This window comes from Maribacter sp. C-4077 (assembly GCF_055378385.1).
On sequence record NZ_AP038807.1, the window covers coordinates 2,486,240 to 2,512,657 of the forward strand.

A 26,418-nucleotide genomic window follows, 5' to 3' on the forward strand; every position below is an offset into this window, starting at 1 on the left:
GTTATTTAGTGTCTCTAATTTTAGAGGCCTAAAATAGGAAAAGGTTTAATGGGGAAGACTTAATTTTTGCTGGTATTCGAATGATTTTCTAAAAAAATAGAATCCCTATTTTTAAAAGAGGCTTTGGAGACTGCTTATATAAATCGAAATCATAATAATTTAAAAACCCTTGAAAATCAGTTGATTAACAAGGGTTTCTGTACTCGAGGCGGGAGTACCATACGCCCTAAACCTACTTATATGCACTTATATACCTCAGTATCGATGTATATTGGCCTGTTGAAGTTCGATAAAATTAAACTTTTTTAATTTTTACAGAAATATTGCCCCCTATTTTGCCCCCTATTTTATCCAGTTTTATATCTTTACAAAGTATGCAAGTTTCATTTGAGATAAGAAAAGACAAGATAGATAGGCATGGATCAATGCCTGTTAGGGCTGTGATTACCTTCGATGGATTTCGAATAAGAAGAACAGTGGAAGGAGCCAAGTCCAGTGTAAAACATTGGAATGATAAAAATGAACGCATAAAAGCGCCCCTCAAATCCGAACCATACAATTACCATTTGGAATACAATGATAAGATTGAGCGTTTTGAGCAAAAAGCGAAAGAAATATTTCGATTCTACCACCTCCATGAAATGACTCCTAGCCAGGAAGATTTTTTGGCACGATTTGATTCCGATTTAGGCGTCAACGTATCTAAGGATTTTGTGCTTTGTTTTAATGAATTTATCGATTCTGGTAAACTAACGAAAGCAGAGAGAACTATTAAATCCTATGTGACTGCCTTGAACGTTTTTAAGGATTTCAGCAAAAGGAAAAAATATGCTTTGCGCTTTGATACTATTAACAAGGAATTTTTCGCCAAGTTTCAGGAATTCTGTTTTATAGAAAAGAAAACTAAAAACAATTATTTCTCAAGGTTGATTACAACGTTAAAGACATTTATGCGTTGGGCCATGGAAAATGACTTCCATGAAAATTTGGACTTTTTGAAATTTCAAGCTCCCGAAGAGGAAATCGAGGTAATTTATTTGACACTTGATGAATTGATGAAACTATACCATCATGAGTTTGAAAAAGAAAAATTGCGTAGGGTTCGGGATGTATATTGTTTTGGATGCTTTACAGGCCTGCGTTTTTCGGATTTGAAAAACCTTCGGCCATCAAATATCATGGAGAACGAGATAAAGGTAAACATTCAAAAGACGCGGACCATAGATCATAGGATTCCCTTAAACGATTACGCAAAATCCATTTTACAAAAATATCAAGAAACAATTTGGGAACCTCTGCCCATAATCTCTCCGCAAAAATTCAATTCATATGTCAAGGAATGTTGTCGTTTGGCAGGAATTGATTCTCCTACTTCTATAACCCGGTATCGAGGTACAAAACGATTGGATAAGACTGTTCCAAAATATGAGCTTATAACAAGTCATACCGCCAGAAAAACGTTTGTGACAAATAGTCTGGTACTAGGCATGAAGGAAATGGTAGTACGAAATATTACTGGACATAAAAAGGAAGAAACATTTCGGCGTTATGTCAAAATAGCTGAAAACCTAAAGCAGGAGGAAATGTCCAAGGCATGGAACAACATATGACTATTTCTTTTCCCATAATTAAACTCAGAAATCGGCCAAACAGCTCTATTCCAATTGTATATATAAGATTTTTCTAATAATTCCGTTTGAATAAGACTATTTTCAAACGAATCGCTTTTGGCCAAATCCTTAAATATAGAAGAATCCTTTGATTCGATTATTCAGTATTTTTTCAGTGATTTCCAGACGAAAGAGTTTAAGGAATTCACCAGAGGGAAAATTAGGAACCTTAGCCCATATCAATTCTATCATTTACTAGGATGGCTATTGGAAAATATTAAGGATGATATTTTATTGGCCAACCTGGATATCATATTTGATTTTACTGCCTTAAAACCTAAAAAATACCTCCTAACTGAACAAAGAGAAGTCCCTGCTTTCAATGAAATTGTAGATGGAACGCTTCTACCTAACAGATTGAGCAAGGATTGCATAAAATTCTTCCGATTAGGTTATGGAACCATTAAGTATTTAAGTGAAGAGGTAGACTCTAATGAGTTAGTTGATCGGTTCTTGTTTTATTACAAATCCAAAGGATGCCTTATTGAACCTGAAGTGGATTATGAGCGCTTGTTGAATTTAATGTCCCTGGAGGAACGGCTTTGCTTTCCAGTGTACAACTTCCCAGACGAGAATTCGGCTCCCTTCTATGGTCATACTATCAATTACCTTCGTATGAATGTGGAAAGGGAAGTGAGCTTATTAAAATTGTCTATAGACGAGTCTATTTGTATGGTAGGGGAAAAATTAAAGAAGATTTTTTTGGGTAAACCGAAATCTTCTCTCCCAATGTCATTTATGACCAGAGAAGCAATGTTGTTGCCTTTAATAGTGGGTTTCGAACAATGGAAACGACTAGTTTTGGACTCACTTCAGGATAAAAAGTTATTTCCGCTTTTAAAGGCTAGAATATTTTTTTTGTTGGACGAACTTCAACAAATTATCAAAGGCCGTTATTTTCAGGATTTGACCTCCTTTGTAAAAAGAAGGGGACTAATCGTCGAAAATAAGGCGACGGGCATTAAGACATTGAAGTCGCTATCACCTCCATTAGTCAATTCTTATGAATATAGAAAGTGGTTGAAAAATCTCAAATCCTCGGATTTGAATAAGGAGGTAAAAGTAGAAGCTGAGAAACCTTACAAGAATCAAATCATAATTACGAAAACGGGTTCGCAATTAAAGCTTAAAAAGGCTCTACTTGAATTTTTTGCACATATAAAACTTAGAATAGACGAAAAGAGGAATAAGGCGTTAGAGAGCTTTATATATCGAAACTTTTCCTATGAGTATGATGATAAAACGGATTATACCAAGCGAACTGTGAACAACTTTGGGTACAAACCGATGACCTTTATACCCTCGGAACATGCCAAGGACTTCACAAAGTTATTGCTCTACCTATCCGATAAGGACTATTTGGTAAGCAACAAGACCCAGATTATCCGAACCCTTGATGATGATATCCATGAAAAAAATGGTAAGGATGGTTTTAGTTACAGTTCCCTGATACGAATTCCAAATGATGAACACCACCTATTTCCAGATGATACCATTAGAAGGCGGGTTCGTTCCATCCTAAGGATTGACGATTAATTGCACCATCAAAAACTTGAATGTTCTTAAGTACCCCTGTATGTCGGACGTTTAAAAGGGTTAATGCACTAATTCTTGTAGTGCAACCTGGTTTTTCCAAATTGTCCCCAATTTAGGTATCCGGTATTTTCACCCGGCTTAAATTCATTACACATGGGAAATATACTTTTTTACACGCACACAAAGGAAGATTTGAAAAGAACCGTGAAAATGGTCTTAGAAGAACTTCGCAAAACAGAATTAATCAATGAGACCTCAATAAACCCAGAGGACGATAGGCTTACCCAAAAGGAAGCAGCAAAGTTTTTAGGTATCTCTGTAACCTCATTGATAAGTTGGAAAAAGAAAAAAATTGTACCCTATTATCAAATTGGAAGGGCTATTTTCTTTTCAAAAAAAGAATTATTGGACTTGGCTAGAAAAAATGCTTTTATTAGGAGGTCTAGATAGTAATATTGAATTTAGTGATTTTGAAACCTTTAGTTTCCGCCACGATTATTTTTTGTACAGTATTTTCTAATCATAGTATGTTATGGATCGTTCTCCTATTAAATAAGGCCTACCATCTTCATAGATAATCATTTGAGTCCAATTTCCATGTACATCATATTTACTGTATCTAAAAATATACTCATCTCCTTTTCTGAGTGCAACTACACTTTTTTTGTAGTATCCATCTTTATCAAATTCATCATAGTTTTCCGGACCCAAGTATTTTTTTTTCCTTACTCCTGAAGGGTAATACTCATAGTAGATTGTGGGATTACTTTTTTCCAATTTTTTCACCAGATTTCCATCCTTATCATATTCATATGAATAAGAATCATCTTCAGTTTTTAATTCATTCTCATATTTATGGTGGTGTTCCCTTACTTTTGCACGTATACGGATATCGTCACAATCATAATGAACAAATGAACTATCAATCTGTTTTATCAAATCATTATGGTTATTATATTCTAAATTGTATTTACTGGTTAGCCACAATTGATTTTCCTCGCAATAAGAAGCTTCAAAATATCTCGTTAAAACCTCTCTGTTTTCTGTATCGTATTCGCGCTCTATTTTATCTACAAGCACTTCCTTTGAGGGTGTAGTATAGGTGTAGGATTTTGTTACATTTCCATTTGAATATTCATTCGCTACATAGTATGCAGGATCGGTACTTCCATTTTTATAATTTATCAAACCAATCCTTTTGCCTTCTTCATTAAAAATTAGTTTACCACCCCCACCCATTAATGTTAATCCACTGCTGTTCACTAACTCTCCTTTTGTGATATTGCTATCTCTATAATTAGGTTTATAAGTGTTGATTTCAATCGATTTAATAGGACCCTTAAGTATTACATCTCCATCTATTATAATCTGAGCACTGGATTCACACCCAGTTATGATGGCTATTGTAATTAAGAAGCCAAGCGTCATTCTTGCAAGACTCATTCTAATAATTTTAATTTAATTATTGTTGCACAGCGTTTTACTATTTGAATTGCCACAAGTTTTAGAACGTGAATTGTACGTTTGTATTGCTATTTATAGACAAGAGAATTGCTTAGAGAAAATCTCTTGGAACTTAGTATAGCTAACAGCCTCACGATGCCCTAGGTAGAATACCGAAGGTAAAATATGCGGAACTTAATTCTTTTGGGGCTAGCCCCAAAAGAATTAAAAACAATAACTTTAATGAAGTTTTAGAAAACTAAACAGTTCTATCTAGGGGAAGCTTACACATGTATGTTGAATTATTACAAGTATAAATAAGACTCTTTTCATTTATTATTTCAGTTAATTCTGACCAACGTCAAAGCGATATTAATTTTCCTTTACAAAATTTTACTTGTTAGCTTAAGAAATTAATAGAGTTTCTTTATGTTGAGAATTACACACAACGCCGCGCTATGTGAAGTCCGGCGAATTTTATGGAAATATAGTGAAAACCATCAACGATGGTTCGGTTATCTGACCGGTTTCGGATATTGCTAACCGAATCATTGTTCATCGATAAGGCTACGTAGTGGCCGTCTATCGTGGTTTTCACGGTATTGGGAATAAAATTTGTCGACCAGATTACATATAGCGTCCTGATATGTCGAGTAGATAAGCCGTAGCGGCGGTCTTGGCAAAGAAGTCCCTTATCCTACGGCCATTGTAATCTGGCATAGCGCGGCGATGATGTCGACTAGCTTTTGGTGCGGCGATTGCGCCAGCAATGCATCAAAAGTACGCCGCAGGCGTATTCGACATCATCGTCCTTGGCTATGCCTTCGTGGCCGAGCGCAGGCGTTTTTTGGTTTATTTAGAAATTTACGAAAAATAAGCCGAGCGATAGGCTATGAGGTATAGCCGTTGTTAGCTACTGCTCTTTATTTTTAAATAAGTCCGTTCCTTATTTGTCCTATTGTCAAAAGTTTTAAGAGTTACATAATACCAGTTGCGTTCGGGTATGTCAACTGTAAAGATTTCATTCAGTTTGTGTTCCCGAACAGCCATCTCAAATTCTGGCATCATTTGTCCATCCTTGAACCAGCCTAAATCTCCTTTGTTTGGATTGGGATCCATATTATATTCTTCATTCAAATCTTCAAAGCTGGTTCCATCTTGGAATTTTCGAATAATAATAGGTCGCAGAGAATCGATTTCTGTTTTTTTCAGTTTTGTTCCGTCGAGATATATGTAACTCGCTCGGTATTCAATGGTAGTTTTGATATCAATTAGACAGTAAACATAAAATCCATCTTCTTCTTTGGTCGTTAGATATTCAAAACGTTCTAAATCTTTTAATCCTTTTAATTCGGAAGGATATTCTTCGTCGAAAGTCACTAATTCCTTGTTAGTCAAATTGGAGAGAGCCGTCAGAGAATCTGCGGTTTTAAATTTGTCCAGTATTAACTTAATTTCTGTCGTGTCTTTGAAAACTGTTTTCCATTCCGACCGTTGAATGTCTTGCCCAAATGAACAAATTGGTATAAACGATAAAAAGAAGATTAGAGTTCGTTTCATAAGAGTTGTAGCTAACGGTCTCGTATAACCGTCAGTTACGGGTTTATATGCGTTAATTTTCGGTTGAGCACTGACTATAGCAATTCCGAGTGGATTCGGACGTAGTCGAATCCGCCGTAATTGCGGTTAGCATCTATGTAAAAGCAGCGTGTCCTTTATCTTTAAAGTTCTCTAAAACAAAAAGATATGAAAACGGAACACACTGCAAGACCCAAGTTATTCATTGGTATCGACATACACAAGCGCAGTTGGAAGGTACACTGTGCTACGGACCTGTCCTCCGGCAGGACCTTTTCGATGTCCCCGGACCCGGAATGCCTAAGGGAATATGTGGGGCGGCACTATCCGGGCCATGAGGTCTCGACGGCCTACGAGGCCGGCTGTTGCGGTTATCGTGCCCATCGTTGTTTCGAGGGTTATGGCTGGCGCTCGCTGGTGGTGAACCCTGCGGACATATTCAGGCGGGGAAAGGAACGCCACACAAAGACGGACCGTATCGACGCTCAGCTCATAGCCCGTGAACTGAAGGACGGGCGTTTGGGGGGCATCGTGGTCCCGGACCCCCAACGGGAACAGTTGCGAAGCCTGTTCCGCAGAAGGAACGACCTGGTCAAGGACATGCGCCAGATCAAGAGCTACATCAAGATGCAGTTGCTCTATTACGGCATCAAGGTCCCGGAGGAGTTCGACAACGACCACTGGAGCCACGCGTTCAGGAACTGGTTGGACGGTTTGGAATTCGCACACCCGACGGGGAAAGAGGTGCTTGAGAGCCGCATGCGCAGCTTCAGGTTCGTCGACCGGGAGTTCAGGGACGTATCGACCCGGTTGCGCAAATGGACCAAGGAACACTATAAGGAAGACTATATGCTACTGCGCAGCATACCCGGTATCGGCCCCATAGTGGCCAGCGGGATATTGGGCGAACTGGGGGATTTGAGGAGGTTCGGCAACATAAAGCAACTTGCCGGTTACGTGGGGCTTTCCCCCGGGATCTACCAGAGCGGGGATACGGTACGCCACACGGGGGTAAGTATGCGTGCCCATCGGTTGATACGCAGTTATTTCATCGAGGCCTCCTGGCAGGCCATACGCACGGACCCGGTGATGCAGGGATATTACCGCAAGCACCATGGCAAGAACGTGAAATCCGTGATCGTTAAAGTGGCCCGTAAGCTTTTGAGCCGTACCCTGGCGGTGATAAAAACGGGGATTCCCTATGAGATAGGGGTAGTTGAATAGTAAAATTTGGACAGGACATAGCGAAGCTCACGATCAAGGTAGAACGGCCCGTAACACAGAACAATGTAGGTGATCGCGATAGCTATCGGGAATCACACCGGTTAGCAAGTGGCCGGGCCTATTATAGCTTATAATCATACAGATGCCGGTGAACACGGAAAAGAGTGTATCACATATAGGATGCGGAGCAAGTTATATGGTATTGAACGGTTGATAATCCTATCGGAATTATCAACGATTCAACACCCCAAAACCATCATTATGAAGTAATTGAAAATTAAATATTAACTTTAGAGAACTGGACTAGGGCTTTTCATAGGATACATTGTTGTAAACAGTGCTTTTTTCATTTTCTAATTCTATTTACTTTGACATAAAACCAAGGAACAGGTTCAGCGTTCATTGGGTCATTTAGAAATTCCAAAACTCCATTCCAATTCTCGACTTTTTCAAAAAGTCCGAATTCGTTTATTTTAAGTCCAAATTTATCTTTTAAATCATTCTCCAAGTCGTTGCAATGAAAAGAATGGAAGTCTCCACTTATTTCAATTCCGATTATGTCGTAACCTAAAAACTCGTCTTTTTCTAAATCGAGCTCTTTATTTTTAAGTTTGTTATAAATTCCAATTTCTCCGCTATTCGATTCAGTCGGTTTTGTCATTTCCAAAGCTTCGCTCAAATCAGATTCGGGAAAGCTGATACTTAATATTTCAAAGTCAGAATCATTAGGAAAGAACTTTTCTTTGTATTCGGTCAATGTTTTTAAGTCCGAAAACGTATTTATCCAACCGAGTTTTTCTTCTTCCAATTTTTTGTCTGCCCAAAATTGTATTTCCTCAACATTTTTGTCAGTCAGATTAAAAGTTTGTTTAGTTTCTTCTAATTCTTTCTTTTCAGTTGTTGCCCAAGAAATTGCCCACGAGTCAAAAAAAGAGTCGTTAATACAACGACTACAAGTATAAATTTCCGAACCTTTAATCGTTCCGTATTCGATAGGTTTTAATTTAATGAGATAATATGCTCCTATGTAGTATTTCACTCGGTTTTCGGCATTGTTTACAACGGTTCGTGTATGATTAGTTGCGGACTTTTCCAACGGAAAATGTCCGCCTGACTTTAATGTTAATTGATTGCAGGAATTTCCATGTGGAAATTCCGACCGCAATTAATTATACACCACTTAAGTTTGATTCTAGTTATTTTAATGAAATAAACCAGAAAGAAAAAAAGCGTAGAATAAGGTTAATATACACCTAGAAACCTAGATTTCGTCAACATTGATAATCCCTACGCTTTACTACTTGGAATTCGTTCAGTTTTATGAGACCTAGATCTCGCTTTCAAGTTGTGGAATACGCAGTAGCTTTTTCTTTCCAATTCATTTACCTATGATTAAAAATAAAGATTTTGTCGGTATCGATGTTAGCAAGGATACTTTGGATGTTTATGACGGAAGCACTTTTTATCAGATCAAAAACAGCTATGCAGGGTTTAAAAAGCTGATGAAACTTGGTGGAGGGCAGTCGCAATTCGTAATGGAGGCCACGGGATATTACCATTATAAGCTGGCCTATTTTCTTTTGGAAAACGGTAGGGCGGTTTCTGTAGAGAATCCCTTGAAGGTAAAACCTTTTATCCAGATGCAACTCAGTAAGGTAAAGACCGATAAGAGTGATGCCAAACAACTTTTTGAATACGGATCGAGCCAGAATCCAGCTTTATGGAAGGGAGAGAGCAGATCGCAGCAGGAATGTCTGCAAATAGTTCGTTTACTGGCTACTTACACTAAACAGACCACCCAATTAAAGAACAAGCTACATGGTGAAGCGGTTTTGGGAAACCCTTCAAAATTGGTCGTCAACTCTTTAAGACGACAATTGCGCCATACCGAAAAGGAGATTGAAAAACTGGAAGGTGTATTGGAAGAAAAGGTAAGACAGGCCAATGCAAAGGAACTTACCTTGCTTAGATCAATTCCTGGAATAGGAAATAAATCGGCTTTGTTGCTCTTGGTCTTCACAGATGGTTTCAGGCGTTTCGATACAGCAAGTGAACTGTGCAGTTATGCCGGTCTTACACCAACGACCAGGGAATCCGGTTCAAGTATCAAGGGAAGGCCAAGAATAAGCAAAATGGGGAACCCAAAACTTAGAAAACTATTGTTCATGTGTAGCTTTAATGCCTGTAAATACAACAGGGCCTGTAAGGCACTTTATGACCGATTGGTTGCAAAAGGCAAAAGCAAAAAATTGGCTCTGATTGCAGTTTGTAACAAATTGCTCAAACAAGCTTTTGGAGTGGTAAAAAATGGACTGCCCTATGATGAGAACTTTGTATCAACATTGAGCTAAAAAGGCTTGTTTTTTACCTCAGTTCTTTGTTGTGCAACGTTTTTTATTCATTAGGCTCAAATTTCGTCCATTTTCCATTCACAAGCTTTTCCAATTTTCCGAATTCCGGCTGTCCGTTTTCCCGTCCTTTAATTCGGACAGGATTTATCCAATCGTGTTGGCAATGCGGTTCAGGATTTGGAATTTCGTTCCATTCCAATTTCTTAACACCGTATTTTGTCAAAACAGATTCCATTGCGTCATTTTCCGATTCATACCATTCGTCCCATTCCGCTCCACAGTCCTCATTTTTTTTATATCCGAATAGGTAAGTTCCATAATCGTCATTGAAAATCATAAGTCGGACAATTCCGTCTTTCGATTTGGTCAGATTTACGATTTTTCTCATTCAGTTATTAGTTTTGGAAATGTTGCACAACGGTCTATGTATGATCAGTTGCGGTTTTAGAACGGGAATTGCCCGCTAGTATTGCGAATAATTGCTTGCAGGATTTTCCGGAAGGGAAATCCGCCAGCAATTGATTATACATTTTGTTAGCAAATGTTTTTATTTTCTGTCCATTTGAAATTTTCCGACCATTGCCATTATGATACCACTGGCAATCGGTCCATAAGCCAAGATTCCAATTCCTTTGAGGTCGATTAGGCCCGTGAAGGTACCTATCGTCAGAACAAAGCCTGCGACCGCTAGTACCAGACCGCCGTATAACAGATTTTTGCCGTTTGAGTTCACCTCTCTTATTTGGGCAGTTCTGGTAACTTTTTTGTCCACTTGTCGGAAAACGACACTTATTTCGTCCGATTCAAGGCCTTGATTTTCAAGAGCACTTCTTAAGTCCGAAAATTCCATTTGTCCTGAGGTTATCTCGTCTACGAATTTTTTAATCGTTTCAGCTCGGTTGTATTGAATCATTGGTCTTGCAAAATATTTGCTAACGGTTCGTATAACCGTCAGTTACGGGTTAAATGTTAATGATTTTCGGTTTGGAGCTGACGTTAGCAATTCCGAGTGGATTCGGACGTAGTCGAATCCGCCGTAATTGCGGTTAGCATCTATGTAAAAGCAGCGTGTCCTTTATCTTTAAAGTTCTCTAAAACAAAAAGATATGAAAACGGAACACACTGCAAGACCCAAGTTATTCATTGGTATCGACATACACAAGCGCAGTTGGAAGGTACACTGTGCTACGGACCTGTCCTCCGGCAGGACCTTTTCGATGTCCCCGGACCCGGAATGCCTAAGGGAATATGTGGGGCGGCACTATCCGGGCCATGAGGTCTCGACGGCCTACGAGGCCGGCTGTTGCGGTTATCGTGCCCATCGTTGTTTCGAGGGTTATGGCTGGCGCTCGCTGGTGGTGAACCCTGCGGACATATTCAGGCGGGGAAAGGAACGCCACACAAAGACGGACCGTATCGACGCTCAGCTCATAGCCCGTGAACTGAAGGACGGGCGTTTGGGGGGCATCGTGGTCCCGGACCCCCAACGGGAACAGTTGCGAAGCCTGTTCCGCAGAAGGAACGACCTGGTCAAGGACATGCGCCAGATCAAGAGCTACATCAAGATGCAGTTGCTCTATTACGGCATCAAGGTCCCGGAGGAGTTCGACAACGACCACTGGAGCCACGCGTTCAGGAACTGGTTGGACGGTTTGGAATTCGCACACCCGACGGGGAAAGAGGTGCTTGAGAGCCGCATGCGCAGCTTCAGGTTCGTCGACCGGGAGTTCAGGGACGTATCGACCCGGTTGCGCAAATGGACCAAGGAACACTATAAGGAAGACTATATGCTACTGCGCAGCATACCCGGTATCGGCCCCATAGTGGCCAGCGGGATATTGGGCGAACTGGGGGATTTGAGGAGGTTCGGCAACATAAAGCAACTTGCCGGTTACGTGGGGCTTTCCCCCGGGATCTACCAGAGCGGGGATACGGTACGCCACACGGGGGTAAGTATGCGTGCCCATCGGTTGATACGCAGTTATTTCATCGAGGCCTCCTGGCAGGCCATACGCACGGACCCGGTGATGCAGGGATATTACCGCAAGCACCATGGCAAGAACGTGAAATCCGTGATCGTTAAAGTGGCCCGTAAGCTTTTGAGCCGTACCCTGGCGGTGATAAAAACGGGGATTCCCTATGAGATAGGGGTAGTTGAATAGTAAAATTTGGACAGGACATAGCGAAGCTCACGATCAAGGTAGAACGGCCCGTAACACAGAACAATGTAGGTGATCGCGATAGCTATCGGGAATCACACCGGTTAGCAAGTGGCCGGGCCTATTATAGCTTATAATCATACAGATGCCGGTGAACACGGAAAAGAGTGTATCACATATAGGATGCGGAGCAAGTTATATGGTATTGAACGGTTGATAATCCTATCGGAATTATCAACGATTCAACACCCCAAAACCATCATTATGAAGTAATTGAAAATTAAATATTAACTTTAGAGAACTGGACTAGGGCTTTTCATAGGATACATTGTTGTAGTGCGTTTTTTTATTTCCATTTCTATTTTCAGGTCAGATTAAAGTCCGACGTTTTATTTCAGTCCGATTTCGTTAACATTTTGGTCAATTCTTTTCCAGTCAGTTCCGATAAAATTCCTGTAATCATAATTTTCGGATAGCACTAGATAAAAATATTTGGTCAAATAATAGACTTCAGCATTACGTTTCGCATATCCTAAAGCTCCAATATCTTTCATTTGAAATTCAACTTTATGATTTTCTTTATTTTTATTAATTAGTTCAATAGTTTGGGTTTTCCAAGTCGCAATATTGAATAGAATTTTTAAAGGGTTTAAGTAAATCAGTCCAATTATTGTCAAAATTGGGATTACTTTTCTTAAAATCGGTTCGGGCAAATTTCGATTAGCTTTAAATTCCATTATTAGTAAAGGAATCGGTAAAATCATAATTACGTAATAAATACTTGTTTTTAAAAATCCGATTTTTGTTTGAAACAAGTCAAAAATGTCCAATAAAAAAAGTGACAAAACCACATAAAATGTTATTCGGGTTATTTTCAGCATATAGGTTTTCTCAAATGCACTACAACGGTTGGCATAACCGAAGTTACGGGTTTATATGCATTAATTTTCGGTTTAGCACTGACGTTAGCAATTCCGAGTGGATTCAGTTTACCCTGAGCGAAGTCGAAGGGTAGTCGAATCCGCCGTAATTACGGTTAGCATCTATGTAAAAGCAGCGTGTCCTTTATCTTTAAAGTTCTCTAAAACAAAAAGATATGAAAACGGAACACACTGCAAGACCCAAGTTATTCATTGGTATCGACATACACAAGCGCAGTTGGAAGGTACACTGTGCTACGGACCTGTCCTCCGGCAGGACCTTTTCGATGTCCCCGGACCCGGAATGCCTAAGGGAATATGTGGGGCGGCACTATCCGGGCCATGAGGTCTCGACGGCCTACGAGGCCGGCTGTTGCGGTTATCGTGCCCATCGTTGTTTCGAGGGTTATGGCTGGCGCTCGCTGGTGGTGAACCCTGCGGACATATTCAGGCGGGGAAAGGAACGCCACACAAAGACGGACCGTATCGACGCTCAGCTCATAGCCCGTGAACTGAAGGACGGGCGTTTGGGGGGCATCGTGGTCCCGGACCCCCAACGGGAACAGTTGCGAAGCCTGTTCCGCAGAAGGAACGACCTGGTCAAGGACATGCGCCAGATCAAGAGCTACATCAAGATGCAGTTGCTCTATTACGGCATCAAGGTCCCGGAGGAGTTCGACAACGACCACTGGAGCCACGCGTTCAGGAACTGGTTGGACGGTTTGGAATTCGCACACCCGACGGGGAAAGAGGTGCTTGAGAGCCGCATGCGCAGCTTCAGGTTCGTCGACCGGGAGTTCAGGGACGTATCGACCCGGTTGCGCAAATGGACCAAGGAACACTATAAGGAAGACTATATGCTACTGCGCAGCATACCCGGTATCGGCCCCATAGTGGCCAGCGGGATATTGGGCGAACTGGGGGATTTGAGGAGGTTCGGCAACATAAAGCAACTTGCCGGTTACGTGGGGCTTTCCCCCGGGATCTACCAGAGCGGGGATACGGTACGCCACACGGGGGTAAGTATGCGTGCCCATCGGTTGATACGCAGTTATTTCATCGAGGCCTCCTGGCAGGCCATACGCACGGACCCGGTGATGCAGGGATATTACCGCAAGCACCATGGCAAGAACGTGAAATCCGTGATCGTTAAAGTGGCCCGTAAGCTTTTGAGCCGTACCCTGGCGGTGATAAAAACGGGGATTCCCTATGAGATAGGGGTAGTTGAATAGTAAAATTTGGACAGGACATAGCGAAGCTCACGATCAAGGTAGAACGGCCCGTAACACAGAACAATGTAGGTGATCGCGATAGCTATCGGGAATCACACCGGTTAGCAAGTGGCCGGGCCTATTATAGCTTATAATCATACAGATGCCGGTGAACACGGAAAAGAGTGTATCACATATAGGATGCGGAGCAAGTTATATGGTATTGAACGGTTGATAATCCTATCGGAATTATCAACGATTCAACACCCCAAAACCATCATTATGAAGTAATTGAAAATTAAATATTAACTTTAGAGAACTGGACTAGGGCTTTTCATAGGATACATTGTTGTGTAACGTATTTTATTCAGGATATTTTTCATAAGCGAGTTTGTCAATTTCAGATTCGGACAATCCTTTTGCTCTCAATTCTCCGCAATAAGTTGCTCTTAATCCAGCCAAATCATCAAATGGACTGTTCACAAGAATCGATTGGTGTTCTTTCCTTTCTTTTTCTTCCCATTTTTTGTCCAAAATTCCGAGTAATTCTTCCTGTTTTGTAAACATTATTCTTCTACAATCTTTTTCCTCAATTCTGTTTTTCAATTCGTAGTCACAAGCCATCGAAAAAGTCACTGAAGAAAATATCCAGTATAGTAATTCATTCAAGTCAGAAGTCAGTTTTCTTTCATATTCATTTCCTCGTTCCGAAATCACATAATTATAAAGTCCAAAATTGTCAACTTCAACATTCGGTGTTGCATCTCCAATTGGTGAACTAAATGTTGGAAGTAAATAACTCGGTGCATTTATCTTTTCAGCCAATTGCTTTACAGTTTTTTCTATTTCAGCTACGGTTTTTGTCATATGTTGCACAACGGTTTGGCTATGATTCCGTTGCGAGGAAATTCGGCAGAATTTCGGAGTAGGAATCGAGCCAAGTTAAAGGTAATGTTTTTTGGTTTAGCATTTGGCGAGCAATGGATTATAGCCGTTGTTGTGTTTAGTGTTTTTTTTAAATCCGTTGTAATTGTTCATACCAATCTTTATGGTAGTCAAAAGTTCCGTCTCTTAAATAAATAAAGGCATGAGCTAACATAGTATGAAAATCGTCCGCTGTACAATTTTTAAATCTCTCGAAATGATTTTTATTTTCAGATGAGTAATTAAAGGATAAAATTCCGCTGTCGGTCAGTTCGATTCGTGTGTCAATTCCGTTTTTCTTTAAATCTACCACTACAGAATTATTTGAGTCCGTTTTTTCATAGCGATATTTATAATCCATCCTGTTTGCTGAAAACCTGGAACCTAATCCGCTTTGGAATTGGTCAAACCAATGATTGGTAATTAATTCAGTCAGATTTTTGTTTTTCATTTTCAGCGTTCAGATTTTTACATTAAACACAACGGTTCGTGTATGATTAGTTGCGGACTTTTCGAACGGAAAATGTCCGCCTGATTCTAAAGATAATTGATTGCAGGAATTTCCAGCTGGAAATTCCGCCCGCAATTAATTATACACAATGTTAGCTGCTGGCTTTTTTTAAACATAGCTTTTTTACGTCGGATATAAGTTCATCGATTTCAAAGTCCAGTTTATTCCGCCTTACTTTTTCTTTCACCAATCCAAGTTTTTCCAAAATCCGATTTTTTAAGAAGTCCATTTGGCTACTTTTATCCAATTGGAAAAAATTTTGATTATCGAGTATAGTTGGGATTCCAATTGATTTTTCTTTTCTCCTATAACTTCCTATTTCTTTTAAGTTGCCCCGCAAATAGGGGATAGGATTTACATAAAATTCAAATAGAATAAGTACAATATCTGTTCCGTAGTCCTGCCATTTAAGAGATGAGAAATTATTTTTAAGTCCGTCTGTACCCCAAAGAAAGTCTTTAACGAGTTCAATATTCGTTTCCTTCTCTCCATGCCCAAAACTGGCATAAACCCCGATTATATTGTTTTCTGTCTTTTCGATAGAATTAAGTTTTAAGCTTGTAGCTAACGGTTCGTGTATGATTAGTTGCGGACTTTTCCAACGGAAAATGTCCGCCTGACCTTAAAGATAATTGATTGCAGGAATTTCCAACTGGAAATTCCGACCGCAATTAATTGTACACTTTGTTACCTGCTGGCTTTTATCCCGTAACCTCTACGTTTTCTTAAAGCCTTAATTTCATTTGCCAAGACTAATCGATGTATTTTCATATTTTCTAAATAATCGTTTTCAGGAGTTTTTGACTTTTCAGAGGCAAATAAAACTGAACTAATTCCCAGTGCTTCAACTGTATTTGTAACTGGTCTATCGAAAGGTCTACTTAGACCACACATATTCATGGTCAAAAATCCATCTTCCATACTCGCGTAGACAAGCCAAGTTCCTTGTTCCTCAACATAAGGATAACAATTTCTCAAATTTTTTCCTATATAAATATTTCCTTGCAAATCTCCACCGTCTAATGATTCGACCACAGTTATTTTATAAGTCAAATCATCTTTAACCTCTGTAATTTTTCCAATGAAAATACATTCTGAAAATTCCATTTCGCGTTTTTGCGATTCAGCAAGTTTTTTCAAACCGCAATCACATGCCATTAGCTTTAGCGGAATGATTAACAAGACTATTAGAGTTAAAATAAGTTTTTTTAATTCCATTATTTTTCAGCTTGCAGGTAACGTCCCTGGCTATGCCTTCGTGGCCAAGCGTAGGCGTTTTTGGTTTATTAGAAAAGTACGAAAATAAGCCAAGAGAAAAGCCATGAGGCATAGCCGTTGTTGTGCAACGTTTTTAATACCATCTAATTTGATAAGGATATCGTTCATAAATCACATTATCCTCATTAATTGTATTTCCCTTTCTACCATTTATTTCTCCTAATTTTTGTAATTCTTTTGCTTCTTCTGTTTTTCCAATCTTTTTTAAACAATCCGCCTTGAAAATTTGAACTTCGGAAAAGTCCGGATAGCTTTCTAAAGCTTTATCGAAAATTTCGATTGCACCTAGATAGTCTTTTTGTTCATATTTACTAATCCCGAAATAAAATAAGTCCAAATGATGTAGCCAATCTTCTCCTTTGTCCTTTAACTGAAATTCAAGGTCTTTTTTGAATATTTGTTCAGCTTTTTCAAATTCGTTTAATTGTAAGTAAGAAAGTCCAATGTAAAAATCATAGGTGTGGTCCATTACATATCCATTTCCAAACCTTTTTTTGTAGTCTTCGAAATCCGCAATTGATTCTCTATAGGTATTGGCGAATATACATTTGATAAAGGCTCGATAATCTTGCCATCGTTGACGGTCATATTTTACAGCATTATCAATAAATTCCATTCCAACTTCGTACTTCCCTTGCTTAAACATTGGCATTGCTTTTTGCTGCCATAAATAGGCGATAGTACTATCTTTTGCAAGTCCTTTATCGATTTCCTCTTGCCACTCTCTTGAGTAAAGTTCGTGTTTCCAAGCTCCGTTTTTTAGATGTTCATCTATAATCATGTCCTGCTTTTCTTTGTCAACTTTTAATTCGGTCAGTTTGTTTTCAGCTAAATCTTTATCAGATTTGCTTTTTTGTCCACAAGAAAAAATTGTTGCAATAAATAAAAGCATCGATATTTTGAAGCTAATTCTCAATTTTTAGTCAAATGTTGCACAACGGTTCGTGTATGATTAGTTGCGGACTTTTCCAACGGAAAATGTCCGCCTGGTTCTAAAGATAATTGATTGCAAAGGATTCCGATCAAGGAATCCGACCGCAATTAATTATACTCCGCTTAAGTTTGAATCTCAGTAAATTGATAGTATAAACCGGAAAGAACAAAAGAGAGAATTAAGGTTAGTATACACCGTGAAGCTCTAGACTTCGACAACATTGATAATCCTCTCTCTTTTACTACTCGGACCACGTTCAGTTCTGTGAGACCTAGATCTCGTTTTCAAGTTGTTGTGGGCAGAAGTAGCCAGTTCTTTCGTAAATCATTTCCTATGAATAAATATAAAGAAACTTTTGGAGTCGACATCAGTAAGGATGTCTTTGATGTACAAGGTAGTAACAGAGGTCACCACCGGTATAGGAACGATGAAACGGGATTCAGGAAATATCTTAAAGAATTGCCTCAAGGTTCATTGGTCGTTATGGAAGCAACGGGTTACTATCATTACAGACTGGCACAGTTTCTTTACAAAAATGGAGTAGCGGTATCGGTAGTAAATCCCTTATCGATAAAACGGTTCGTTCAGATGAAACTGGCCAAAGTGAAAACGGACAAGAGCGATGCGAAGGCAATCCGTGAGTATGCCTTGATTAATGAGGTCCCTCTTTACAATGCCTTGACGGATACCCAGAGTGAATGTTTACAGTTGTTCAGGTTATTGGACACCTATTTGAAACAACGTACCGCGACCAAGAACAAGATACATGGGGAAGCAGTTTTGGGCATACCCTCAAAGTTTGTCCATAGTTCCTTGGTCCGTAACAGGAAACAGCTTGATAGGGAGGTGGCAGCTATCGAATCAAAGATTCTATCATTGGCAAAAGATAATCAACAAGAACAATTGACCTTGCTGACATCGATACCGGGAATAGGACAAAGGACCGCTCTGTTCTTAATAGTGTTGACCGATGGTTTTAACAAGTTCGAAACGGCCTCACAGCTTTGTAGCTATGTTGGAATAACCCCAACGATACGTGAGTCGGGGAGTAGCGTAAGGGGCCGTGCACGGATAAGCAAGGTCGGCAATAGAAAGCTTCGGAATCTGCTGTTCCTATGTGCCTTTAACGCCTGTAAGCGCAACAAGGCCTGCAAGGAAGTCTATGAGCGTATCGTTAACAAGGGCAAGAGCAAGAAACTGGCATTGCTAGCGGTAGCCAATAAACTGCTAAAACAGTCCTTTGCCATTGCAAGATCAGGTAGACCATACGATGAAACCTACGTTTCAAAGTTGCCCAGGTAATTGATCATGGGATAGAACAAGATATGGCTTGAGAATCTAATTTTTGAATCTATGGGCCTGGAATGACTATGTCTCGAAACAAGGAAGAATTTATTTGTTTTTTACCTCAGTTCTTTGTTGTAAGCAGTTTTTATTTCTTTTTGATTATTGGTTCCAATTCAGAAATTAAACTAACAACTTTGTCAATTCCAATAATCAGGTAATGTTTGAAATCCATTTTATTATCCCTTACATAAGAAAATTGGTCAATCCACTCTGAATTTTTAACTATTAATGTTGTTAAGGGTTTGTTCATATTCTGAGTATTCAATTTTTCCCAAAATCCGAAATAATGTTGTTCCGATCCAACTTCAAAGATTTCTGGAACAACATTCAATTCGAACAAGTCCTGCTCACTATGTTTAATGTGAATTGATAGTTTTCCATTTTCATCTTGGGTTATTCTTTCCAGGACACAATTCTTGTCGCATATTATGGTTTTCCAGACTTTAAACTCCATTTGCATTTAGGTTTGCAGAATTGCTTACAACGGTTTGTGTATGATTAGTTACGGACTTTTCCAACGGAAAATGTCCGCCGAGACTAAAGATAATTGATTGCAGGAATTTCCAAGTGGAAATTCCGCCCGCAATTAATTATAGCATCTATGTAAAAGCAGCGTGTCCTTTATCTTTAAAGTTCTCTAAAACAAAAAGATATGAAAACGGAACACACTGCAAGACCCAAGTTATTCATTGGTATCGACATACACAAGCGCAGTTGGAAGGTACACTGTGCTACGGACCTGTCCTCCGGCAGGACCTTTTCGATGTCCCCGGACCCGGAATGCCTAAGGGAATATGTGGGGCGGCACTATCCGGGCCATGAGGTCTCGACGGCCTACGAGGCCGGCTGTTGCGGTTATCGTGCCCATCGTTGTTTCGAGGGTTATGGCTGGCGCTCGCTGGTGGTGAACCCTGCGGACATATTCAGGCGGGGAAAGGAACGCCACACAAAGACGGACCGTATCGACGCTCAGCTCATAGCCCGTGAACTGAAGGACGGGCGTTTGGGGGGCATCGTGGTCCCGGACCCCCAACGGGAACAGTTGCGAAGCCTGTTCCGCAGAAGGAACGACCTGGTCAAGGACATGCGCCAGATCAAGAGCTACATCAAGATGCAGTTGCTCTATTACGGCATCAAGGTCCCGGAGGAGTTCGACAACGACCACTGGAGCCACGCGTTCAGGAACTGGTTGGACGGTTTGGAATTCGCACACCCGACGGGGAAAGAGGTGCTTGAGAGCCGCATGCGCAGCTTCAGGTTCGTCGACCGGGAGTTCAGGGACGTATCGACCCGGTTGCGCAAATGGACCAAGGAACACTATAAGGAAGACTATATGCTACTGCGCAGCATACCCGGTATCGGCCCCATAGTGGCCAGCGGGATATTGGGCGAACTGGGGGATTTGAGGAGGTTCGGCAACATAAAGCAACTTGCCGGTTACGTGGGGCTTTCCCCCGGGATCTACCAGAGCGGGGATACGGTACGCCACACGGGGGTAAGTATGCGTGCCCATCGGTTGATACGCAGTTATTTCATCGAGGCCTCCTGGCAGGCCATACGCACGGACCCGGTGATGCAGGGATATTACCGCAAGCACCATGGCAAGAACGTGAAATCCGTGATCGTTAAAGTGGCCCGTAAGCTTTTGAGCCGTACCCTGGCGGTGATAAAAACGGGGATTCCCTATGAGATAGGGGTAGTTGAATAGTAAAATTTGGACAGGACATAGCGAAGCTCACGATCAAGGTAGAACGGCCCGTAACACAGAACAATGTAGGTGATCGCGATAGCTATCGGGAATCACACCGGTTAGCAAGTGGCCGGGCCTATTATAGCTTATAATCATACAGATGCCGGTGAACACGGAAAAGAGTGTATCACATATAGGATGCGGAGCAAGTTATATGGTATTGAACGGTTGATAATCCTATCGGAATTATCAACGATTCAACACCCCAAAACCATCATTATGAAGTAATTGAAAATTAAATATTAACTTTAGAGAACTGGACTAGGGCTTTTCATAGGACACATTGTTGTGCAACGTTTTTTATTCAATTTCTACTCCGTTTAAATTCCATTTATAAATTCGATTGTCCCAATCAGTTGCTTTCACAAAATTGTCTTTAACTTCAAAGTCATTTTTTCCATTTTGCGAGACAAATATTTCAGCTCCTCCATTTCGCCATATTATTTTTCCGTCATTATTAATTCGCGTTATTTCCAATTCTCCGTGAATGATAAAACCATTCTCTATTCTGAAAATTTCAAATGCAGTAGCTATATCCACTTTTGTTTTCCAATTCAGATTTAGAGTAGGTAAGTCCAAACAAAAAACTGAATCGCAACAGCATATTAAAATTCGATTAGGTTCAATAATTTGCGAAGTTTCGTGCAGTCCAGTTGCTCCGCCTTCAGCTCCAATTATCGCACTATTTATTTCGGTTCCATTTTCCAATATTTTTATTCCGATTTTGGTCGGTAATTTGAAATCAGATTCCGTTAAAAAGTTATTTAAATATTTATTCAGATTGTCATTAGAGTCTGGATTATAGTCAGATTCGTTTAATAATTCAACTTGGTATTTTCCTATTTCGAATGTCATTTCAAATGTTGCACAACGGTTGGGCTATGATTTCGTTGCGACGATTTCCGGCAGGAAATTGTCGGTAAGAAATCGGGCCGTGTTAATGGTTTATGCGTTTAAATTTAACGATAAAGCAGCAATGAATTATAGCCGGTGTTGTAGCACGTTATTTTTCTTCCAATGCACTTTCAATTTCCTTTTCAACTGCAATTGAAGGTTCATTAATATTCGAGTTAATTATTTTTCCATCTTTTCCAATAAGAATATATCTCGGAATCGATTTAATGTTATAATTATTTCCAAATTCGGTTCGCATACCGCGTTCTATAAATAGATTTTTAGCAAATTCTTTATTTTCCTTATCTAAAAATGATAACCATTTGTCTTTTGAAGAATCTACAGAAACTAATAAAATTTCTACATCATCGTTGTTTTTATATTTTTCGGCAAATTCAAGAACTTTTGGTCTATGGTTTAAACAAGGTCCACACCAAGTGGCCCAGGTATCAATAAAAATAACTTTGCCCATTAGACTTTTTAAATTGAATTGATTTCCAAATTTATCTTCTGCATGAAATAAATATGCCTTTTCTCCATTTTGGGAAACGTAAAAAGATGAAGAAGGTTGTTCTATTAAATTGTAATAAATGTTGGTCTCTTCAGAATTTAAAGTTTGGGTTAAAACCTCTGTATCGAATAATTTTTCGTGTTTTTCCCAATATGAAGGCATCTCAATCAATGCCTTAATGTAATTTGCTTTTAAAAAATCGGCTAACTCTTTGTTGTTTGTCTTTTCTTCAATAAATTTCAAAAAATCAGTGATGCTCTCTATAGACTGATTTTTTCTTAAATACTCAACTTCGTATTTATACAGATAAATGTCGGGAAGGGATTTTAAAGTATTAGAAGCTTCTGGAATCTTTTCAATAAAATTGAAATAACTGTTATTTGGGGGTATTCCTCTAGAGATTCTGCCTAGCCAAAACAAAAATGAATAAATACGTGCATCATTTTGAAAGTAGAGAATCTCAGTTATTTCTGGGCTGAATTGGTCCTTGAATTTGTTTATCTCATTTTCTCTTTCTTTTCTAAAACTCTCAAACAAAATTGGGATAGAATCCGTGTTTTGAGTTGTAAATAAGAATGAACTATTTTCTTGTATGAATTTTAAGTTACTTTTCCATAGATAATTAATTAGAGAATCACTTTTGTTATTTGTTGTTAAGCTAGAATCGGGTAGTATTGATATGTTCAAATTTTTATTTTGGGCCAGTATGGTCAGATATTCTTGGTTATTGATTTTAGAATAAATGTTGGCTACAGTTGGAAAATCTAATTCAACAGTTTTTGTTTCTTTACTCTCATAAACTTTTGCAATCGGTTTTTTAGTAATCAATTCCGAGATGTAGATTGTATCTAATCTAATTTTAGAATTGAGGCTAATGTCAAATCCAGTACTTTTTTCCTTACAGCAATAGAACAAACATAAAGCTGCAAATAATACATATTTTGATTTCATTTAGTAGGTTCTTATAATGTGCTACAACGGTTCGTGTATGATTAGTTGCGGACTTTTCCAACGGAAAATGTCCGCTTGGTTCTAAAGATAATTGATTGCAAAGGATTCCGTTTAAGGAATCCGACCGCAATTAATTATACACTATGTTGTGGTTAGTATTTTTTTCATTATTCGATTCGGTTTTTCAATTCAGATGTTTTGATTTCTTAACACATTCAAGATTACAAAAGACACCGCAATTGCTGATAAAATAACAAGTAGAGTAATAATGTTTTCTGCTTTAGTCATTTTAATTTTTTCAACCAGTTCAAAATTCGGAAATCTCCGATTATAAATAAAAAAGAAGACAAAATAGAGTAGAAAGTAAAGTCCGATTATCCAGTAAATATTTATATCAGATTTTAGGTTTACAAGAACATAAATATTCAGACTAACGATTAGGCTCAAAATCAAGGATGGAAAAATAATCCAAAAGTCCTTTTTTCCACGATAAAATTTGATGTAGAATTTAGATAAAAAAATGAAAGGAAAATATGTCCATTTGACGTTTTCGTTCATATTAATTCAATCATTTTTAAGTCCGTTTGAGTTCAGTCTTGATATTAACCACAACGGTCCGTGTATGATCAGTTGCGATTCTTAGAACGGGAATATTCATTCGGTATTGCCGATAATCGATTGTAGGAATTTCCATGTGGAAATTCCGCCAGCAATTGATTATACATTTTGTTGTGGCCAGTTATTTATGCACAGTCCTAGAATTACCACTTTGGAAAATCCATTGTTCAATATTACCATAAGCTTCATATAGAACTTTGGTCAAGTCGTCAATCCTAGACTTTTTTGTCCATGATTTTTTTCTTTTCCCGCTTTCATTATTGGTACAACTAACTTTAACTCGTCCCCATTTCAGAATTTCAATCCAAATCTGGTATTGTTTTCCAGTATCGTCAACCACATTAAAGGAGCGTATCTTTTCGTCCTAATATTTATCTTGAAGGTGAAGTCCAACTTTCTTTGTCCATTCATTAACAATTCGCTCCACTTTATTATACCTCTTCTCCTTGGCAGAAGAAGACAACCATAACAGATCTAAAAAACCAAGAAACAAATCAGCTAGTCCTTCTAACATGGAGTTTTAATTGGCCACAACGGTTCGTATAAAGAAAGTAGGGCAGGTGGTAGGCGATGGCCTTTCCGCCTCACCCAAGTCAAATCTTTTGCATTTTGTTTTACCTTATTTTTCTAAAAGCCAAAGATTTGGCGACCTCGTAAATAAGCCCGAACGTCTCGGTTTAGCACTTACCTGCCCTATTTTTTTTATACATTGTTAGCAGCTGATTTTATTGAACTAGTTCTATTGCTTTTTCAAGAAATTCATCCCTACCTTCCTTTATTCCTTGAACTGTTTTTTGAACGTAAACATCCGGTAAAATTCCTATTCCAAATAATTGGGAGCCGTCATGCTTTACAACTTTCATTCCGGTCCAATTAATTTTAATCTCACCGGGAAGAATGAATGTATTGTAGTTGCCATTGGTCCCAGCAGTTGGTTGCCCTACTATGGTTGCTAATTTATAAGCTTTAACAAAACCCATTAGACTTTCAGCATAGCTTATGGCTTTTCCATCGGTCAGAACTACCACTTTTTTGTCTCCCAAATATGGTAGTTGGGGTTCAAAAAAACCTTTCCAATTAGCTGTCAAATAGCTTTTAGGTTTTTGGTGGTCTGGATAGACAATTTTCGGAATATACATCCAAGCTTCTGTGGTATCTCCCGTTTTCATCAAATGGGTAATTATCTCACCATTACTATTTGGATATCCTCGTAAATCGAATATCAAACCAGTACTTTTGACAAGTTCAGGAAGAAGATAGTTGAAAGTTTCCAAATCCAAGAGTGTAAGGTTTATATAGTGGACTCCGTCGTCTATCTTTTTATAGGGACTATATGATTTTGAATGACTATAAGGTTCTTGGTCTCTGGTAGCATCGATTATCTCATTATTAGTTTCAATTGTAATTCTTGAACCCTGTTCCCCAAAAAGCGAAATTTTCTCTGATCTATAACGAAGCCTACCTAAAGTCCCTGCTGATATCATCGATTCAATTTCATCAAAGTATTTTTTTGAATCAATTCCATTTATCTTTATTATCTCTTCACCCTTTTCAAGGTTCAAATCATCTTGCCAAACATCTGAAATTATAAGTTTATTACCTATCCATTCCCATACAAAGGGAGGGGTGTAAAAGCTTTCATTAACTCTGTTTGAGCTTATGGATATGTGACCGTCTTTTAAAGGAGAGGTAAATTTTCTGAGTGTAATTAGGTGGTCTTTTAAAGAGGAATCTTTAAATGACCTGATTAGTGCATTTTCCAATTCATTTTCCCAATCCAATTTTAAAACATCGAAATAGGGGAAAAAGTGTTGGAACACATTATAGGTATTTATAATGTTCCCTAGTCTAAACGATAGTGAATTTTCATCTATTTTATATTTATTGAGGCTATATATAAGATGTTCCAATTCCTTTTCACTAGATTTTGGAATTGTCCCCGTTTCATTTACATTAACAACTAAAGGGATAGATAAATATTGATTTTCATTAATACTAACATTGGCGGTCTCGCCATACTTTGGTCGGAATGATATAGAATCGTTTTCAGAGGTGGCAATTATACGCTGACTATAATATGGGCCATTCTGCATTGTCATACCATATCCAACCCCTTGGTGAAACCAGAATTGTTCTCCAAGAACATCAGAATCATTCGAATTTTTTATTATCAAAGTATCACCATTAAAATTAGAAAATCTAATTGAAGGTGCAATTGGAGAAAATAGAGAGTCAATTGTTTTTACAAACGCTTCGTTTGTTTCACATTTCAATACCTTGTTTGCGGCATAAATTGAAAATTTATCCCAATCGAGTGTAAAGGCTTCATCACTTGGGTGAAAATATTTTATATACCCATAAATCTTGGAAAAGGTTTTAAGGTTTTCCATTTTCTGCGAAATATCGGGCAATTCAGATTTTGGCGAACAACAGATAAAAAGAATTATGAGAACTGTTGTTGCTTTTTTAATCATGGTTTTTGAAATTTGCTGCTAACGGTTGGGCTATGATTTCGTTGCGGATAAATCCGGCAGGATTTGTCCGGGAGAAATCGGGCCCTGTTAAAGGTTGATGGGTTTAAATTTAGTGATAAAGCAGCAATGAATTA

At 38.9% G+C, this 26,418-nt stretch carries 23 protein-coding genes and 1 pseudogene; 10 read left to right on the plus strand and 14 right to left on the minus strand.

The window, feature by feature from the left end; genetic code table 11:
- Positions 1-374: 374 nt before the first annotated feature.
- From ACZ41C_RS10610 to ACZ41C_RS10620, 3 genes are all read left to right on the plus strand, one after another.
- A complete protein-coding gene (locus ACZ41C_RS10610; protein ID WP_464561280.1) occupies positions 375-1,610 on the plus strand; it encodes a tyrosine-type recombinase/integrase in 1,236 nt (411 codons plus the stop codon).
- 117 nt (positions 1,611-1,727) lie between these two features.
- The gene (locus ACZ41C_RS10615) at positions 1,728-3,206 is read left to right on the plus strand and encodes a hypothetical protein (RefSeq protein WP_464561282.1); all 1,479 of its coding nucleotides are present in this window, start codon (positions 1,728-1,730) and stop codon (positions 3,204-3,206) included.
- 153 nt (positions 3,207-3,359) lie between these two features.
- Positions 3,360-3,656, plus strand: a complete 297-nt coding sequence (locus ACZ41C_RS10620; protein WP_464561284.1) for a helix-turn-helix domain-containing protein — start codon at positions 3,360-3,362, stop codon at positions 3,654-3,656.
- A 66-nt stretch (positions 3,657-3,722) separates the two neighbouring features.
- Here ACZ41C_RS10620 and ACZ41C_RS10625 read toward each other — a convergent pair whose 3' ends face one another.
- Positions 3,723-4,649 (minus strand): hypothetical protein, encoded by a 927-nt coding sequence (locus ACZ41C_RS10625; protein ID WP_464561286.1) that lies wholly within the window; start codon positions 4,647-4,649, stop codon positions 3,723-3,725.
- Between the two features lie 146 nt (positions 4,650-4,795).
- On the opposite strand from ACZ41C_RS10625, the pseudogene ACZ41C_RS10630 reads away from it, so the two are divergent.
- A pseudogene (locus ACZ41C_RS10630) lies at positions 4,796-4,912 on the plus strand (IS3-like element ISLbl2 family transposase); the annotation flags it as partial.
- Positions 4,913-5,558: 646 nt separating this feature from the next.
- Here the strand turns inward: ACZ41C_RS10630 and ACZ41C_RS10635 are convergent.
- Entirely contained in the window at positions 5,559-6,209 is a 651-nt protein-coding gene (locus ACZ41C_RS10635) for a peptidylprolyl isomerase (RefSeq protein WP_464561288.1), read from the minus strand.
- A 186-nt stretch (positions 6,210-6,395) separates the two neighbouring features.
- Between ACZ41C_RS10635 and ACZ41C_RS10640 the strand changes: the two genes are divergently transcribed.
- A complete protein-coding gene (locus ACZ41C_RS10640; RefSeq protein ID WP_138259787.1) occupies positions 6,396-7,451 on the plus strand; it encodes an IS110 family RNA-guided transposase in 1,056 nt (351 codons plus the stop codon).
- 346 nt (positions 7,452-7,797) lie between these two features.
- Here ACZ41C_RS10640 and ACZ41C_RS10645 read toward each other — a convergent pair whose 3' ends face one another.
- Positions 7,798-8,490 carry a hypothetical protein gene (locus ACZ41C_RS10645; protein ID WP_464561291.1) on the minus strand — a complete coding sequence of 231 codons (693 nt, stop codon included), beginning with the start codon at positions 8,488-8,490 and terminating at the stop codon, positions 7,798-7,800.
- Between the two features lie 349 nt (positions 8,491-8,839).
- Between ACZ41C_RS10645 and ACZ41C_RS10650 the strand changes: the two genes are divergently transcribed.
- Positions 8,840-9,802 (plus strand): IS110 family RNA-guided transposase, encoded by a 963-nt coding sequence (locus ACZ41C_RS10650; RefSeq protein WP_464561293.1) that lies wholly within the window; start codon positions 8,840-8,842, stop codon positions 9,800-9,802.
- Between the two features lie 43 nt (positions 9,803-9,845).
- Here ACZ41C_RS10650 and ACZ41C_RS10655 read toward each other — a convergent pair whose 3' ends face one another.
- Positions 9,846-10,190, minus strand: a complete 345-nt coding sequence (locus tag ACZ41C_RS10655) for a hypothetical protein (protein ID WP_464561295.1) — start codon at positions 10,188-10,190, stop codon at positions 9,846-9,848.
- Positions 10,191-10,349: 159 nt separating this feature from the next.
- Positions 10,350-10,715 carry a hypothetical protein gene (locus ACZ41C_RS10660; protein WP_464561297.1) on the minus strand — a complete coding sequence of 122 codons (366 nt, stop codon included), beginning with the start codon at positions 10,713-10,715 and terminating at the stop codon, positions 10,350-10,352.
- A 193-nt stretch (positions 10,716-10,908) separates the two neighbouring features.
- Between ACZ41C_RS10660 and ACZ41C_RS10665 the strand changes: the two genes are divergently transcribed.
- A complete protein-coding gene (locus tag ACZ41C_RS10665) occupies positions 10,909-11,964 on the plus strand; it encodes an IS110 family RNA-guided transposase (protein ID WP_138259787.1) in 1,056 nt (351 codons plus the stop codon).
- 386 nt (positions 11,965-12,350) lie between these two features.
- On the opposite strand, the gene ACZ41C_RS10670 is transcribed toward ACZ41C_RS10665, so the two are convergent.
- Entirely contained in the window at positions 12,351-12,842 is a 492-nt protein-coding gene (locus ACZ41C_RS10670) for a hypothetical protein (RefSeq protein ID WP_464561299.1), read from the minus strand.
- A 215-nt stretch (positions 12,843-13,057) separates the two neighbouring features.
- On the opposite strand from ACZ41C_RS10670, the gene ACZ41C_RS10675 reads away from it, so the two are divergent.
- Entirely contained in the window at positions 13,058-14,113 is a 1,056-nt protein-coding gene (locus ACZ41C_RS10675) for an IS110 family RNA-guided transposase (protein WP_138259787.1), read from the plus strand.
- A gap of 342 nt (positions 14,114-14,455) precedes the next feature.
- Here ACZ41C_RS10675 and ACZ41C_RS10680 read toward each other — a convergent pair whose 3' ends face one another.
- From ACZ41C_RS10680 to ACZ41C_RS10695, 4 genes are all read right to left on the minus strand, one after another.
- Positions 14,456-14,959 carry an Imm63 family immunity protein gene (locus tag ACZ41C_RS10680; RefSeq protein WP_464561301.1) on the minus strand — a complete coding sequence of 168 codons (504 nt, stop codon included), beginning with the start codon at positions 14,957-14,959 and terminating at the stop codon, positions 14,456-14,458.
- Between the two features lie 148 nt (positions 14,960-15,107).
- The gene (locus ACZ41C_RS10685; RefSeq protein ID WP_464561303.1) at positions 15,108-15,467 is read right to left on the minus strand and encodes a hypothetical protein; all 360 of its coding nucleotides are present in this window, start codon (positions 15,465-15,467) and stop codon (positions 15,108-15,110) included.
- Positions 15,468-16,214: 747 nt separating this feature from the next.
- A complete protein-coding gene (locus ACZ41C_RS10690; RefSeq protein WP_464561305.1) occupies positions 16,215-16,745 on the minus strand; it encodes a hypothetical protein in 531 nt (176 codons plus the stop codon).
- Positions 16,746-16,878: 133 nt separating this feature from the next.
- Positions 16,879-17,697 carry a tetratricopeptide repeat protein gene (locus ACZ41C_RS10695; RefSeq protein WP_464561307.1) on the minus strand — a complete coding sequence of 273 codons (819 nt, stop codon included), beginning with the start codon at positions 17,695-17,697 and terminating at the stop codon, positions 16,879-16,881.
- 375 nt (positions 17,698-18,072) lie between these two features.
- Between ACZ41C_RS10695 and ACZ41C_RS10700 the strand changes: the two genes are divergently transcribed.
- On the plus strand, positions 18,073-19,041 hold the full coding sequence (locus tag ACZ41C_RS10700; RefSeq protein WP_464561309.1) for an IS110 family RNA-guided transposase: 969 nt from the start codon (positions 18,073-18,075) through the stop codon (positions 19,039-19,041).
- A 130-nt stretch (positions 19,042-19,171) separates the two neighbouring features.
- On the opposite strand, the gene ACZ41C_RS10705 is transcribed toward ACZ41C_RS10700, so the two are convergent.
- Positions 19,172-19,540 carry a hypothetical protein gene (locus tag ACZ41C_RS10705; protein ID WP_464561311.1) on the minus strand — a complete coding sequence of 123 codons (369 nt, stop codon included), beginning with the start codon at positions 19,538-19,540 and terminating at the stop codon, positions 19,172-19,174.
- Positions 19,541-19,738: 198 nt separating this feature from the next.
- Between ACZ41C_RS10705 and ACZ41C_RS10710 the strand changes: the two genes are divergently transcribed.
- A complete protein-coding gene (locus ACZ41C_RS10710) occupies positions 19,739-20,794 on the plus strand; it encodes an IS110 family RNA-guided transposase (RefSeq protein WP_138259787.1) in 1,056 nt (351 codons plus the stop codon).
- Between the two features lie 342 nt (positions 20,795-21,136).
- Here ACZ41C_RS10710 and ACZ41C_RS10715 read toward each other — a convergent pair whose 3' ends face one another.
- The 3 genes from ACZ41C_RS10715 to ACZ41C_RS10725 form a co-directional block, all read right to left on the minus strand.
- Positions 21,137-21,691, minus strand: a complete 555-nt coding sequence (locus ACZ41C_RS10715) for a hypothetical protein (RefSeq protein ID WP_464561313.1) — start codon at positions 21,689-21,691, stop codon at positions 21,137-21,139.
- Between the two features lie 148 nt (positions 21,692-21,839).
- Positions 21,840-23,192 carry a TlpA family protein disulfide reductase gene (locus ACZ41C_RS10720; RefSeq protein ID WP_464561315.1) on the minus strand — a complete coding sequence of 451 codons (1,353 nt, stop codon included), beginning with the start codon at positions 23,190-23,192 and terminating at the stop codon, positions 21,840-21,842.
- A 1,343-nt stretch (positions 23,193-24,535) separates the two neighbouring features.
- A complete protein-coding gene (locus tag ACZ41C_RS10725) occupies positions 24,536-26,284 on the minus strand; it encodes a S41 family peptidase (protein WP_464561317.1) in 1,749 nt (582 codons plus the stop codon).
- Between the last annotated feature and the right edge of the window lie 134 nt (positions 26,285-26,418).

What these genes read in the sequence shown, in the direction of transcription:
- ACZ41C_RS10650 (WP_464561293.1), top strand. Translation starts at nt 8,840, where the DNA reads ATGATTAAAAATAAAGATTTTGTCGGTATCGATGTTAGCAAGGATACT.
- ACZ41C_RS10660 (WP_464561297.1), bottom strand. Translation starts at nt 10,715, where the DNA reads ATGATTCAATACAACCGAGCTGAAACGATTAAAAAATTCGTAGACGAG.
- ACZ41C_RS10715 (WP_464561313.1), bottom strand. Translation starts at nt 21,691, where the DNA reads ATGACATTCGAAATAGGAAAATACCAAGTTGAATTATTAAACGAATCT.
- ACZ41C_RS10685 (WP_464561303.1), bottom strand. Translation starts at nt 15,467, where the DNA reads ATGAAAAACAAAAATCTGACTGAATTAATTACCAATCATTGGTTTGAC.
- ACZ41C_RS10635 (WP_464561288.1), bottom strand. Translation starts at nt 6,209, where the DNA reads ATGAAACGAACTCTAATCTTCTTTTTATCGTTTATACCAATTTGTTCA.
- ACZ41C_RS10620 (WP_464561284.1), top strand. Translation starts at nt 3,360, where the DNA reads ATGGGAAATATACTTTTTTACACGCACACAAAGGAAGATTTGAAAAGA.
- ACZ41C_RS10640 (WP_138259787.1), top strand. Translation starts at nt 6,396, where the DNA reads ATGAAAACGGAACACACTGCAAGACCCAAGTTATTCATTGGTATCGAC.
- ACZ41C_RS10680 (WP_464561301.1), bottom strand. Translation starts at nt 14,959, where the DNA reads ATGACAAAAACCGTAGCTGAAATAGAAAAAACTGTAAAGCAATTGGCT.
- ACZ41C_RS10655 (WP_464561295.1), bottom strand. Translation starts at nt 10,190, where the DNA reads ATGAGAAAAATCGTAAATCTGACCAAATCGAAAGACGGAATTGTCCGA.
- ACZ41C_RS10695 (WP_464561307.1), bottom strand. Translation starts at nt 17,697, where the DNA reads ATGCTTTTATTTATTGCAACAATTTTTTCTTGTGGACAAAAAAGCAAA.
- ACZ41C_RS10670 (WP_464561299.1), bottom strand. Translation starts at nt 12,842, where the DNA reads ATGCTGAAAATAACCCGAATAACATTTTATGTGGTTTTGTCACTTTTT.
- ACZ41C_RS10700 (WP_464561309.1), top strand. Translation starts at nt 18,073, where the DNA reads ATGAATAAATATAAAGAAACTTTTGGAGTCGACATCAGTAAGGATGTC.
- ACZ41C_RS10710 (WP_138259787.1), top strand. Translation starts at nt 19,739, where the DNA reads ATGAAAACGGAACACACTGCAAGACCCAAGTTATTCATTGGTATCGAC.
- ACZ41C_RS10705 (WP_464561311.1), bottom strand. Translation starts at nt 19,540, where the DNA reads ATGGAGTTTAAAGTCTGGAAAACCATAATATGCGACAAGAATTGTGTC.
- ACZ41C_RS10720 (WP_464561315.1), bottom strand. Translation starts at nt 23,192, where the DNA reads ATGAAATCAAAATATGTATTATTTGCAGCTTTATGTTTGTTCTATTGC.
- ACZ41C_RS10625 (WP_464561286.1), bottom strand. Translation starts at nt 4,649, where the DNA reads ATGAGTCTTGCAAGAATGACGCTTGGCTTCTTAATTACAATAGCCATC.
- ACZ41C_RS10725 (WP_464561317.1), bottom strand. Translation starts at nt 26,284, where the DNA reads ATGATTAAAAAAGCAACAACAGTTCTCATAATTCTTTTTATCTGTTGT.
- ACZ41C_RS10665 (WP_138259787.1), top strand. Translation starts at nt 10,909, where the DNA reads ATGAAAACGGAACACACTGCAAGACCCAAGTTATTCATTGGTATCGAC.
- ACZ41C_RS10610 (WP_464561280.1), top strand. Translation starts at nt 375, where the DNA reads ATGCAAGTTTCATTTGAGATAAGAAAAGACAAGATAGATAGGCATGGA.
- ACZ41C_RS10690 (WP_464561305.1), bottom strand. Translation starts at nt 16,745, where the DNA reads ATGGAATTAAAAAAACTTATTTTAACTCTAATAGTCTTGTTAATCATT.
- ACZ41C_RS10675 (WP_138259787.1), top strand. Translation starts at nt 13,058, where the DNA reads ATGAAAACGGAACACACTGCAAGACCCAAGTTATTCATTGGTATCGAC.